Annotated in this window: 11 protein-coding genes; 4 read left to right on the forward strand and 7 right to left on the reverse strand. The window is 72.0% G+C overall.

The window, feature by feature from the left end:
* Positions 1-4 precede the first annotated feature (4 nt).
* Both ABD298_RS05105 and ABD298_RS05110 read right to left on the reverse strand, forming a co-directional pair.
* Positions 5-1,636 (reverse strand): ABC transporter substrate-binding protein, encoded by a 1,632-nt coding sequence (locus tag ABD298_RS05105; RefSeq protein WP_344298566.1) that lies wholly within the window; start codon positions 1,634-1,636, stop codon positions 5-7.
* A gap of 215 nt (positions 1,637-1,851) precedes the next feature.
* Positions 1,852-2,919, reverse strand: a complete 1,068-nt coding sequence (locus ABD298_RS05110; protein ID WP_344298567.1) for a metallophosphoesterase family protein — start codon at positions 2,917-2,919, stop codon at positions 1,852-1,854.
* A 142-nt stretch (positions 2,920-3,061) separates the two neighbouring features.
* Here ABD298_RS05110 and ABD298_RS05115 point away from each other — a divergent pair, with 142 nt between their 5' ends.
* Positions 3,062-3,889, forward strand: coding sequence for a caspase family protein (locus ABD298_RS05115; RefSeq protein ID WP_344298568.1), 828 nt, complete (start codon positions 3,062-3,064; stop codon positions 3,887-3,889).
* A 54-nt stretch (positions 3,890-3,943) separates the two neighbouring features.
* On the opposite strand, the gene ABD298_RS05120 is transcribed toward ABD298_RS05115, so the two are convergent.
* Both ABD298_RS05120 and mnmA read right to left on the reverse strand, forming a co-directional pair.
* A complete protein-coding gene (locus ABD298_RS05120; protein ID WP_344298569.1) occupies positions 3,944-5,620 on the reverse strand; it encodes a gluzincin family metallopeptidase in 1,677 nt (558 codons plus the stop codon).
* Positions 5,621-5,701: 81 nt separating this feature from the next.
* Positions 5,702-6,850 (reverse strand): tRNA 2-thiouridine(34) synthase MnmA, encoded by a 1,149-nt coding sequence (gene mnmA / locus ABD298_RS05125; RefSeq protein ID WP_344298570.1) that lies wholly within the window; start codon positions 6,848-6,850, stop codon positions 5,702-5,704.
* Between the two features lie 101 nt (positions 6,851-6,951).
* Here mnmA and ABD298_RS05130 point away from each other — a divergent pair, with 101 nt between their 5' ends.
* The gene (locus ABD298_RS05130; RefSeq protein WP_344298572.1) at positions 6,952-8,202 is read left to right on the forward strand and encodes an NAD(P)/FAD-dependent oxidoreductase; all 1,251 of its coding nucleotides are present in this window, start codon (positions 6,952-6,954) and stop codon (positions 8,200-8,202) included.
* 78 nt (positions 8,203-8,280) lie between these two features.
* On the opposite strand, the gene ABD298_RS05135 is transcribed toward ABD298_RS05130, so the two are convergent.
* Positions 8,281-9,504 carry a cysteine desulfurase family protein gene (locus ABD298_RS05135; protein ID WP_344298573.1) on the reverse strand — a complete coding sequence of 408 codons (1,224 nt, stop codon included), beginning with the start codon at positions 9,502-9,504 and terminating at the stop codon, positions 8,281-8,283.
* A gap of 57 nt (positions 9,505-9,561) precedes the next feature.
* Positions 9,562-10,263, reverse strand: coding sequence for a winged helix-turn-helix transcriptional regulator (locus ABD298_RS05140; RefSeq protein ID WP_344298574.1), 702 nt, complete (start codon positions 10,261-10,263; stop codon positions 9,562-9,564).
* 89 nt (positions 10,264-10,352) lie between these two features.
* Between ABD298_RS05140 and ABD298_RS05145 the strand changes: the two genes are divergently transcribed.
* On the forward strand, positions 10,353-10,787 hold the full coding sequence (locus ABD298_RS05145) for a hypothetical protein (RefSeq protein WP_425564315.1): 435 nt from the start codon (positions 10,353-10,355) through the stop codon (positions 10,785-10,787).
* A gap of 33 nt (positions 10,788-10,820) precedes the next feature.
* Here ABD298_RS05145 and ABD298_RS05150 read toward each other — a convergent pair whose 3' ends face one another.
* Positions 10,821-11,762 carry a diacylglycerol/lipid kinase family protein gene (locus ABD298_RS05150; RefSeq protein ID WP_344298575.1) on the reverse strand — a complete coding sequence of 314 codons (942 nt, stop codon included), beginning with the start codon at positions 11,760-11,762 and terminating at the stop codon, positions 10,821-10,823.
* 61 nt (positions 11,763-11,823) lie between these two features.
* Here ABD298_RS05150 and ABD298_RS05155 point away from each other — a divergent pair.
* On the forward strand, positions 11,824-12,074 hold a 251-nt coding region (locus ABD298_RS05155; protein WP_344298576.1), incomplete at its 3' end, for a J domain-containing protein.

Consider the following 12,074-nt stretch of genomic DNA (forward strand, 5'->3'; position numbering starts at 1 on the left):
CCTGCTACTTGCTCAGGACGCCGAAACGGAACTTGAAGGACGGGTCGAGCGTGGAGTCGACTCCGTTGACGCTCGCGCCGGCCACGGCAACCTGCGCGCCCTGCAGGAGGGGCAGGGTGGGGAGATCCTTCGCGACGGCCGTCTGGATGTCCTGGATCTGCTTCTCGCGCCCGGACTTGTCCGGATTGACGAGCTGCTTCGAGATGAGGTCCTGGACGGTCTTGTTGTCGTAGTGGTTCTTCAGGAAGCTGTTCGCGGTGAAGAACGGGGTCAGGTAGTTGTCCGCGTCGGAGTAGTCCGGGTACCAGCCGAGCTGGTAGATCGGGTAGACGTCCTTCGTGCGGTCCTTCGCGTAGGTGACCCACTCGGTGGACTGCAGGTTCACGGAGAACAGGCCCGAGGACTCGAGCTGCTGCTTGACCAGCGCGTACTCGTCGCCCGAGGACTTCCCGTAGTGGTCCGGGTTGTACTGGATGTTGACCGCGAGCGGGGTCTGGATTCCGGCGTCGGCGAGGACCTTCTTGGCCTTGTCTGCGCTCGGCTTGCCGCTGCCGTCGCCGTACATGTCTTTGAGCGGCGTGATCGCGCCGGCGAAGCCGTCCGGAACGGTGGACCAGGCCGGGAGGTATGTGCCCTTGTAGACCTGCTGCGCGATCGCGTCGCGGTCCACCAGGTTCGCCATGGCCTGCCGCACGGCCAGGGCCTTGGCCGGGTCAGCCTGCGGCGTCTTGGCGCCGAACGGCATCGTGTCGAAGTTGAACACGATGTAGCGCAGCTCGCCGCCGGGCCCCTTGTGGACCTTGACCTTCGAGTCCTTGCCGAGGCTTTCGACGTCGGTGGCCGTCAGCGAGCGCCACGCGACGTCGATGTTGGACTGCTGGACGTCGAGCTTGAGGTTGTTCGAATCGGCGTAGTACTTGAGATTCACCGTGTCCGTCTTGGGCGCGCCGAGGAGACCCTTGTAGTCGGGGTTCGCCTTGAACGAGACGAGCTGGTTCTTCTGGTAGCTCGAGATCGTGAAGGGGCCGGCGAAGGACTTCTTCGCGACGATGTCCTCGTCGGTCATGACCTTGTCGGCCGGGAAGGCCTTGTCGTCCACAATCGGGCCCGCGGGGCTCGTGAGGACGAACGGGAAGGTCTGGTCGTTGGCCTCCTTGAGGTGGAAGACAACCGTGGTGGGGTCCTTCGCCTCGGTGCTCTCGAGATTGCCCAGGAGGGAGGCAGGCCCGTTGGGGTCGTTGATCTTGACCTGGCGGTCGAAGGAGAACTTGACGTCGGCGGAGTCAAGGGTGTCCCCGTTGGCCCACTTGAGCCCGCTCTTGAGCTTGACGGTGTACTCCTTCGGGGAGGTGAAGGAGGCGGACTCCGCGATGTCCGGCTGGGGCTCGGCGCTGCCGGGCTTCGAATTGAGCAGGAACGGGAAGATCTGGTTCATGACCAGGAAGGAGCCGTTGTCGTAGGACCCGGCCGGATCGAGGAACGTGACCTTGTCGGTCGTGCCGACGGTGATCGGTCCGCTCGCTGCGGATCCGCTGGGCGACGAGCCTCCCGAGGGGCCCGTGCAGGCTGTGAGGGCGAGGGCGGAGATGCCGACGAGCGCGACAGCGCCTCGCACAGCCGATGTGGTCTTAGCCATCTATGACCTTCTTTGTCGAGTCCTGGCCGGCCCCGATGCCGGCTCATACGCCGGCGTGACCCAGGGCACAGTCCTTATGACCTGATTCAACCACCGATCGAGCAAAATGAAACGGTTCTTTGACGGAATTGAGACCGAACGGTGACCTTCGCCGCGGGAGCGGGCGACGGCGTGCGAGCGGCGCGCCGTCGCCCGCTCCTCTGGCGGGAGCCGCCTCAGCCGCTGAAGGGCACCCGCTCCCAGCTCAGGACCGGCGCCCCGGTGCCCGCGGCACCGTTCGGCGCCACGTTCACGCGTAGGTAGTTCTTCGCGTTCGAGGATCCGTCCACGGTCACGCGCGTGAGGTTGTCCGCCGAGCCCGTCACGCCGTAGCGCGCGAGCCACGGCGAGCCCGCGGCGAGGGGCCGGTCGACGTTGTAGACGTGGCTGTCGCCGTCGAACAGGTAGACCTCGCCGTCGAAGGCCTGGGCCTCCTCGACGAGCGCCTCCACGATCGGGGTGAAGGCGCTGATATCGCTCCACGGCACCGTGTAGGTGGGGTCGAACATATCGGCCTGCTGGAAGACCGCCACGGTCCGGTCGTTGCGCTGGCGCGCCTCGGCGAACGTCTTCCTGATCTCCGCGATGACAGCGTCGGTGCGGTGCGCGACCTCGTCGAGCTGCGCCTGGTTCGGCGCTGTCTCGCCGCGGCCCGTCCACGGCTGGGTCGCGTTGTTGCTGCCCGGGACGTTGACGGCTGCGAAGGCGACGCGGTTGCGCGTGAAGGCGACGTTCTCCGGCAGCCCCAGCTCCGACTGGCTCCTGACGGGCATGGTGGCGCCCAGGGTCTTGCCCGGATCGTCGAAGAACACCTCGCGGAGCTTGCCGAGGCGCTCGAGCGGGCTGTATGCCCCGTTGTTGGCGCGGTGGCAGTCGGTCCACTCGTTGTCGCCCGGGGTGTAGACGAGCGGATGCGTGAACCGGTCGAAGTCTGCGCGGACCTGCTCGAAGTACGCGTCGGAGCATTCCGAGGAGCCGTTCTTGATGTCGCCGACGTGCACCACGAAGTCGAGCGAGGAGTCGGCGTTGAGCTGCGCCACATGCTCGGGGAACTCTGCGACCGCGGAAGCGCCGTACGGCGTGTCGCCGATGACGGCAAAGCTGGAGGCGGCCTGGGGTCCGGGCGCGGCGGGGACGGCAGCAGCCGGGCCGGCAGCAGCAGAACCGGCGACGGCGGCGACCGCGGCGGTGAGGGCGACGGCGGCGAGGGCGGCCCCGGCGCGACGACGGGTGGATGCGGGCATGGATCCTTCTTCCTGCGGGCTGACGGGGTAGGGACAGCGGCAGGCTAGTGCGGCCCAGCTTTCGCCCGGTGTCCGGCAGGTGTACGGCCGGCGAACAGGGGCCTACCCTGTAGTCAGGGAGCTGGGCCCGGAGGAGGGCGTCATGGCTCGCGCAGCGCTGTGCATCGGCATCAATCGCTTCGCCGCACTCCCGGAGGACAACTGGCTCGCGGGGTGCGTCAACGACGCCCACGACATTGCGGCGGCGCTGACCGGGGTGTTCGGCTTCGCGCCCGGCGAGGTCACGGTCCTCACCGACGCCGCCGCGACGAAGGCCGCCATCCTCGGCGCCATCGGGGACATCGTGGAGCGCGCCGTGGACGGCCGTCTCGAGCAGATCGTGCTGACGTTCTCGAGCCACGGGACCCAGATCCCCGACGACGCGTCCGACCCCGACGAGCCGGACCGGATGGACGAAGCCCTCGCCGCCTACGACATCACCACGGCCGGGGACCAGTGGGAGCGCGGCAGCGTGGTCGTCGACGACGAACTGCACGTGCTCCTGTCGCGCGTGCCCGCCCAGGTGATCACCGACGTCGTGCTGGACACCTGCCATAGCGGGACGGGGCTGCGCGCCTTCGACGCGCCGCGCGGCCGCCGCGCCCGGTTCCTCGCCCCGCCCGCGCCCGCCGGCGCCGCCGCCGCACCGGGTGCGGCGGCGCACAGCCTCCGCGAACTCGTCGCCTCGGGCCCGGGTCCCGTCCTCTTCGCGGCCTGCCGGGCGGACCAGACCGCCTCGGATGCCCCGTTCGGCGGCCGCTACAGCGGGGCCTTCACCCACTTCCTCCTCGAGGCCCTCACGAGCCAGCCGACGGCCTCGAGGTCTGCGACGCACCAGGCGGTCACGGCGGCGCTGCGCGCCGCGAAGTTCGACCAGCGGGCGCAGCTCGAGGGCACCGCGGCCCAGCGCGAGGCGGTCTGGGGCAGGTAGGCCCGACGCGCGCGCTGGCCCGACGCGGGCTGCTCGCCGTGCCCGTCTGGCGCCTCAGGCCGGGAGGTCCTCGCGCTCGCCCTCCTGGTGGTACGACGCCCTGGCTCCGGCAGCCGCCTCCCGCTCGGCCCGCGCAGTGGCCGCGCGGGCCTGCTGGCGTTCGCCGTTCATCACCGGCTTGAGGGCCGCGAAGCACAGCCGGCCGCCCTCATCGAACCGCAGGACCGCGCCCCCACGCACCGCGACGACCTCTCCCTCCGTCCTCAGCCCGAGCCTGTCCCGGGCCTCGCGGCGGCTGAGCCGGACGTCCTGGACGAAGGACGCGCAGATCTCAGAGACCACGAAGCCGTCTGGGCCCACCCGCACCGTGGGGCGCACGCGGTCGATCCGGATGCTCGTCTCCTCGTCCAGGTCCATGGCCCGCATGAGCCTCGGGTTGGCCCAGACGAAGCGGTTGAGCTCCTCAGGGTCGGAGGCGAGCGCGGAGAGCCGGACCGGATACTGCAGACCCTCGAGGTCGTCGAGCCCGTCGAGCCGCGCGTCGGGATCGGTCGAGAGGTCGATGTTCCAGAACATGTCCCGGAGCACCTCGCGGTAGCCCTTCGGCCGGGCCCCGTCCGGGCCGGTGGGGCGCCCGCACGGCGGGGTGTCGTACGGCATCATGACGAGGTCGGAGGCGAGGATGCCCCGCAGGAGATCCGTCCACGTCGGGTCGACGGGCGGGAGGTAGGCCAGCGAGCGCAGGACCATGCCGAGCACCTGGCGTCCTACTCTGGCGCCGGACTGCGCGATCTGGAAGCGGCTCGACCGGCCGCCCGGGCAGTCGAGGCGCTGCTTCCAGAGCTCGACCACGGTGTTGAGCACGGCCTGGACGACGATCTCCCCGCGCGCATGGGGCTCCGGGAGGAGGGTCCACTCGAACGGCACCTCCCGGTCGAGCGGGCGCCGCACCGCGGACCGGGTGAAGAGGCCGTCGGCGAGGCCGAAGAGGCCCGAGCGCAGGATCTTCTCGTCCGCCTCGCGCGTCCCGCGGCCCTGCATCCCGGCCTCCTGGAGCATCTGCTCGACCCGAGTCTCGGAGGAGAACACCGAGAGCATGGCCACGAGGTCCGCCATGGCCTCGTGCAAGGCGAACCCATCCAGGAGCGCGTTCGCGTCCGCCCAGCGGGGGCGGTAGCCGTCGAGGATCGCGTGGGTCACCTCGTGCGCGACCAGATCCCGGTACAGGGCCATCGGGACATGCCGGCTGCTGCGCGGATCGGACCGGTGGCCGAAGCGCACGGCCTGCCGCTGCGGGTCGTAGCCCGAGTCGCGGAAGTCGACCGGGTCGTAGGCATCGATGCGGAGACGGTGTCCCCCGGCCCAGCCGAGCCTGCGGCCCATGGTCCGCTCGAAGATCTGCAGGGTGTCCGACGCGACCGCGTACACGTGCTGGGCGAGGAAGCGCCCGTCCGCTAGCAGCTGCTCGGTGTCCTCCGGCGGCGGCACGTCGTCGATCCCCCACAGCCCGCCGTCGAGGGAGAGCGGGATCGGCTGGGCCTCGTCGCGCCCGGGCCTGCGCACCCGGACGTCGAGCCTCGCGCCGATGGGACCGCTCCGGACGCGTTCGAGGGGCACCCGCACGGAGGCGAGCGCGGCGGGCCGGCCGGTGAACGGGCCCTCGGCCAACACGGTGAGGCTGACGAGACCCGCCCCGTAGGCTACTCCGGGCTGAGCGTCGTCCCGTGCCATCGCCGCCGCCTCGTGCCGAGGGGTCCGCGCAGGCGCGGACCCGCAGAAGTGAGACCTGGGGCCATTGTGGCACCGGGCCGACTAGCGGGGAAGTAGCCTCTCGGGCGATCGGGCGGTGTCGATCGTGGCCTGCCCGAGGACCCTCGTCCCCTGGTAGAGGACCACCGTCTGCCCGGGGGCGACGCCGCGGAGGGGAGTCTCGAGCGTGACGACGAGCTCGCCGTCGTGCGCGTCCGGGGCTCCGGGGGCGGCCGCCGGCTCGAGGCGGGCACGGGCTGGGACCGGATCGCCGTGGGCGCGGACCTGGGCTTCGCAGGCGAACTCCTCGCCCGTCGTCGCCTCGGACGGCGGCAGGCCCGCCCACGAGACGCGGATGCCGCGGATCTCCCCGACGGCGAGGAGCCGCTCGGGGCCCACCACGACGGTGTTGTCCTTCGGCCGGACCTCGAGGACGAAGCGGGGCCTGCCGTCGGGAGCGGGACGGCCGAGACGCAGGCCGCGGCGCTGCCCCACGGTGTACGCGTTCGCCCCCGCATGCTCGCCGACCTTCTCGCCGGTCTCGTCGACGATCGCACCGGGGGCCATCTCGATCCGCTCGGCGAGCCAGCCCCGGGTGTCGCCGTCGGAGATGAAGCAGATGTCGTGGCTGTCCGGCTTCGCCGCCACGGACAGGCCGCGGCGTTCTGCCTCGGCCCGGACCTCCGCCTTCGAGGGCGTGTCCGCGAGCGGGAAGAGGCAGTGCTCGAGCTGCTCGTGCGTCAGGACTGCCAGCACGTAGGACTGGTCCTTGGCCCAGTCGGCGGCGCGGTGCAGCTGGGGGTGGCCGTCCGCATCCCGGACCACCTTGGCGTAGTGCCCCGTGCAGACGGCGTCGAAGCCGAGCGCGAGGGCCTTCTCGAGGAGCGCCGCGAACTTGATGCGCTCGTTGCAGCGCATGCACGGGTTCGGGGTCCGGCCGGCGGCGTACTCCGAGACGAAGTCGTCCACGACGTCCTCCTTGAACCGCTCGGAGAAGTCCCAGACGTAGAAGGGGATACCGAGCCGGTCGCAGGCGCGCCACGCGTCGTTGGAGTCCTCGATCGTGCAGCAGCCGCGCGAGCCCGTACGAAGCGTTCCGGGCATGCGATTGAGGGCCAGATGGACCCCGACGACGTCGTGCCCCGCCTCGACGGCGCGCGCCGCAGCGACCGCGGAATCCACTCCTCCGCTCATGGCTGCCAGAACTCGCACCGGTCTATTCTAGCGTCCGGGGCTTCCCGGCCGGGACGGCCCCCTGCGGTGGCTGCGGGGGCACCGGCCCGTGGCGCCGCCGTCGTGCATGGGAGGTACTTGTGCAGCAGCCTATTGTCATCGTGGGCGGCGGGCTCGCGGCAGGATCGGCCGCGAAGACGCTCCGCCAGGAGGGCTACGACGGCCCGCTGACGATCATCGCCGCCGAGCGCCGCGAACCCTACCTGAGGCCGCCGCTCTCGAAGGAGTTCCTGAAGGGCCAGGAGAAGGAAGCGGACCTCCTGGTCAACCCCTCCGGCTGGTACGAGAAGAACGACGTCGACCTCCGCCTCGGCGAGCGGGCAGCCCAGATCATCCCGGGCGCCCACATGCTCCGCCTCGAGAGCGAGGCCCTCGTCCCCTACTCGAAGCTCCTCCTCGCCACGGGCGCCCAGCCGCGGGCGCTGGATGTCCCGGGCGCACAGCTCGAGGGGGTGCACAGCCTTCGACGGCTCGAGGACTCCCTCGCGCTCCGCGAGGAGCTCGCGGGCGGCGGCCGACGGGTGGTCATCGTGGGCTCGGGGTGGATCGGCCTCGAAGTGGCCGCCGCCGCCCGCGAGTACGGCAACGAGGTCACGGTGCTCGGGCGGCACGCCTCGGTGCTGCGCCAGCTCGAGGGCCCGCTCGCGGAGGTCTTCCGCCGCGCGCTCGAGTCCGAGGGCGTCCAGTTCCGCCTCCCCGCCCACCCCGTCGAGTTCGTCGCCGCGGCCGACCGCGAATGCGTGGCGGGCACCGTGCTGAACACCGGCGAGCGGATCGGGGCGGATCTGGTCCTCGTGGCCGTGGGCGTCGAGCCGGACACGGCGCTGGCCGAGGAGGCGCGCCTGCGGCTGCGGGACGGAATCCTCACCGACGCCTCGCTGCGCACGAGCGCCGAGGACATCTTCGCCGCCGGCGACGTCGCGAGCTCCCTCCAGCCGCGCACCGGCGACCACGTGCGCAGCGAGCACTGGTCGAACGCGCTCAACGGCGGCAAGGTCGCCGCGAAGGCGATGCTCGGCGCAGACGCGCAGCTGGACATCGCCCCCTACTTCTACACGGACCAGGCCGGGCTGAGCATGGAGTACTCGGGGTTCGGGCAGCTCGTGCGGGGCGCCCACCTCGTCCTGCGGGGCCGGATCGACACTCCCGAGGCGGCGAAGGAGGGGTTCGTCGCGCTCTGGGTGAGGGACGGCGCCGTCGTGGGCGGGATGAACGTGAACACTCCCAGGCAGCAGAAGGCGATCAAGGCGCTCATCGCCTCCCGTGCCCCGGTGGACGAGGCGCGGCTGCGCGACCCCGCGGTGCCGCTCCCGGAGCTCGCGGGAGTCTGACCCCTCCCGTCTGGGGGTCACCTCCTGGGGGTCACCTCACGTGACCTCCAGGAGGTGACCCCCAGATGTACGGGGGCGTCAGGGGGCGCGGCGGGTGCTGGCCGTCTGGATGGTGCTCGCATGGCCGGCCATGCCCGCGGCGCGCGCCTGCGCCACGGCCGGCCCGATCGCCGCGAGCAGCGCGTCCACGTCCGCCTCCGTCGAGTTCCAGCCGAGGCTGAAGCGCTGGGCGCCGCGGGCCTCGTCCTCGGTGCGGCCCATTGCCGTCAGCACATGCGACGGGCGTGGGACGCCGGCGGTGCACGCGGAGCCGGTCGACGCCGCGATTCCCGCCATGTCCAGCAGGAACAGGAGCGAATCGCCCTCGCATCCCGGGAACGTGAGGTGTGCTATCCCCGGCAGGCGGGCCTCCTCGCCGCGGTCGGCCGGTCCGCTCACGACGGCGTCCGGCACCTCGCGCGCGATCCCGTCCAGAAGTCGGTCCCTCAGCCCCGCGAGCCGGCGCGACTCCTCGGGAAGGTGGGCGACGGCGTCGTGCGCCGCGGCAGCGAAGGCGACCGCGCCCGCGGAGTCCAGGGTCCCCGAGCGGAGGCCGCGCTGCTGACCACCGCCGTGCAGGACCGGGGTGAGCACGACGTCGCGGCGCACCACGAGCGCGCCGACCCCCACCGGGGCGCCGATCTTGTGCCCGCTCACGGCCATCGTCGCGAGGCCGGAGGCGCGGAAGTCGACCGGGAGGTGCCCGAACGCCTGGACGGCGTCCGAGTGGACGGGGATGCCGTGCTCCCCCGCGATCCGCACGGCCTCGCGGACCGGCTGGACCGTGCCCACCTCGTTGTTCGCCCACATGAGCGCGACGAGGGCCACCGCGCCGGGATCCCGCGCGATCTCCTCGCTCAGGGCCTCGAGGCTCGTCACGCCGGCGGCGTCGCACGGCAGCCATACAGCCTCGGCTCCCTCGTGCGCCTCGAGCCACTCCACGGTGTCCGCGACGGCGTGGTGCTCGATGCCCGAGCACAGGATGCGGGTGCGCCGCGGGTCCTCGGCCTGGCGGGACCAGTAGAGGCCCTTGACGGCGAGGTTGTCCGCCTCGGTGCCGCCGGAGGTGAAGACGATTTCCGTGGGATGCGCGCCGAGGGAGGCCGCAACGGACTCGCGGGCGTCCTCGAGGGCACGCCGCGCGGACTGGCCCGTGGCGTGGAGCGAGGAGGGATTGCCGCCGCGCACGATCTGGGCGGTGTACGCGGCGAGCGCCGCGGGCGTCACCGGCGTGGTGGCGGCGTGGTCGAGGTAGACGGGCACCCATCCACTGTAGGACGCGCCGGTGGCCGGAGTCCTCGGCCGTTTCCCGCACGGGCGTCAGGAACGGGGCACTACCCGGGCGCAGCACTCGTGGCCCGGCCCGTCGGGGTCCACGGGCTCGATCCCGTGCTGTCCGTCCCCGCAGCCGGCGAGCGCGCCGTCCAGGAGGGCGCCGTTGAGGCTGCACACCACCCCGCGGTACTCGCGCGAGAGCCGGTGGAAGGGGCAGTTGGACAGGTCGATCCCGCCGTCCGCCGAGGACCGCGGGGCGTACCCGGCGGCCTCGAGCACCGCGCCGATGCTGCCGTGCTCGCGGCCGAGGGTCTCCCCTGCCGCACGGCCCACGGCGGCGATGCACGCGGCCATCGGCTCGCCCTCGGCGATCGAGCGCTCCGCAGCCGCGGCAAGCAGCTCTCCCGCGAGCTCGTAGGACCGCTGCGGGACCGCCGCGACGACTTCCTGCACCGCGGGCTCGTAGAACTTGGACGGCCGCCCGGAGCCGGGGCCGCCGCTGCCGGCCGGCTTGGCGAACGTGGCGACCAGCACGCCGTCGTCCACGAGCCGGTCCAGGTGGGCGGCGGCGGTGCCGCGGGAGAGGCCGACGGCGTCCGCGGCCTCGTTCCGGCCCACCGGCCGACCCACCCCGCGCACGAAGAGGTAGAGCGCGCGGCGGCGCTCCTCGCCCAGGGAGCCGAGGGCGCCCAGGCGCGCCCGCCACCCGAGCGGCTGCTGGTCACCATGGCTGGATGGAACGGGCATGCCTCAATGGTACGTCCAAAACAGGAATTCCTTGTTTTAGAGGGGCTGCGAATCTAAAATCAGAGTTACCCGTTTTGGAAGGAGACATCATGTCAGCCACGTCAGCCCCACACGGACGGTTCCGGACCGCGGCAGGGACGCGCTCGGCAGCCATGGCCATGGCGCCGGCGGACCAGGCGTTCTACATGCTGCGGACGCTCTACGTCGTGGCGCCGATCCTCTTCGGCCTCGACAAGTTCTTCAACATCCTCACGTACTGGCCCAACTACCTCGCCCCCGTCGCCACCACAGTGGTGCCCGTCAGCCCGCAGACGTTCATGTATGCCGTCGGCGTCGTGGAGATCATCGCTGGCCTCCTCGTCGCGTGGCGGCCGAAGTGGGGATCGCTCGTCGTCGCCCTCTGGCTCCTCGGAATCATCGTCAATCTGCTCGTGCTGGGGCACGGGTTCGACGTCGCGCTGCGCGACTTCGGCCTCATGGTCGGCGCGCTCGCCCTCAACCGCCTCGCCTCGCGCCGGGCCTGACCCGTCCCGCCGCGGGCCCTCTCCCCTGGCCCGTCAGGCCGCCCCGGACCGCTGGGGGTCCGAGGAGGCCGGCGCGGCCAGGACCGCGAGCGCCCCGGGAACCACGCTGATGGTGACGGGGGCAGGCGCGATCCGCTCCCCGTCCGCGTACACGACCACGCCGGGACCGCCCAGCGAGACCTTGGACCCGCGCGAGAGGTCCACGGCGGGATGCCCCACGTGCTGCCCGCGGAAGACCTTGGGGAAGACCCGCAGGAGGGCGAGCCGCGTCAGGGGACGCACGACGAACAGGTCCAGCAGGCCGTCGTCCGCACGGGCGGCGGGCGCCACGCGCATTCCTCCCCCGAGGGACGGCCCGTTGGCTATCGAGACGAGCATCGCCCGCTCGCTCCGGGGCGTGCCGTCGACCGTGAGCTCGAACGGAATGGGCCTGAAGGTGGCCAGCTCGCGCAGGAGAGCCAGCGTGTACTTTGCCGCCCCGCGGGGCCAGCGCCAGTGGTTCGCCCGTTCGTTGACGCGGGCGTCGAAGCCGGCCGAGGCGACCGCGAGGAAGTACCGCTGGCCGCCGTCCCACTGGACCAGGCCCAGGTCCAGGGCCTTCGGCGGGGCATCGAGCGCCCAGAGCGCCACCTCCACGGCACCCTGCACCGACCCCAGCGGGACGCCCAGGAGGCGCGCGGCGTCGTTGCCCGTCCCGGCAGGGATGACGCCCAGGGGCACGCGGGTGCCGGCGAGGACGTTCGCCACGAGGTTCACCGTCCCGTCCCCGCCGGCTACCAGGACGGCATCGGCGCCGTCGAGCTCCCCGGCCACCGCTGCCGCAAGGGCCGACCCGCTCTCCCGGACGAGTTCGGTGACAGTGGCGCCGCGGGCCCTCAGGAGGGCAGCGGCCTCCCGCGCACGCACCCCGCCCTGTCCGGACGAGGCAGCGGGGTTGACGGCGAGGACCAGCCGTAGGAGGCGCGGAGAGGGCATGCTCAGGATTATTCCAGCGGACGCCCAGAGTCCGCGGGTGCCGCACCCCTAGGATGGGAGCATGCCGCCGCACGTCCCCTCGCACTACGAGGTCCTCGGCGTGCCCGTGACAGCCAGCGAGGCCGACCTCAAGCGCGCGTACCGCCGGGCCGCGCGCCTTCACCACCCGGACCACGGCGGCGACGTCATCGAGTTCCGGCGCGTCACCCTCGCCTATGAGGTCCTCTCCGACCCGAAGCGCCGCACCGAGTACGACCGCAGCTACTTCACCTCGGCACCCCAGCAGGAGTCCTCCCGCGGCGCCGGGGCGGG

The organism is Sinomonas flava (assembly GCF_039531875.1).
GTDB lineage: Bacteria > Actinomycetota > Actinomycetes > Actinomycetales > Micrococcaceae > Sinomonas > Sinomonas flava.

Coding starts and splice junctions, on each gene's coding strand:
- ABD298_RS05115 (WP_344298568.1), top strand. CDS start 3,062: ATGGCTCGCGCAGCGCTGTGCATCGGCATCAATCGCTTCGCCGCACTC.
- ABD298_RS05145 (WP_425564315.1), top strand. CDS start 10,353: ATGTCAGCCACGTCAGCCCCACACGGACGGTTCCGGACCGCGGCAGGG.
- ABD298_RS05140 (WP_344298574.1), bottom strand. CDS start 10,263: ATGCCCGTTCCATCCAGCCATGGTGACCAGCAGCCGCTCGGGTGGCGG.
- ABD298_RS05105 (WP_344298566.1), bottom strand. CDS start 1,636: ATGGCTAAGACCACATCGGCTGTGCGAGGCGCTGTCGCGCTCGTCGGC.
- ABD298_RS05110 (WP_344298567.1), bottom strand. CDS start 2,919: ATGCCCGCATCCACCCGTCGTCGCGCCGGGGCCGCCCTCGCCGCCGTC.
- ABD298_RS05120 (WP_344298569.1), bottom strand. CDS start 5,620: ATGGCACGGGACGACGCTCAGCCCGGAGTAGCCTACGGGGCGGGTCTC.
- ABD298_RS05150 (WP_344298575.1), bottom strand. CDS start 11,762: ATGCCCTCTCCGCGCCTCCTACGGCTGGTCCTCGCCGTCAACCCCGCT.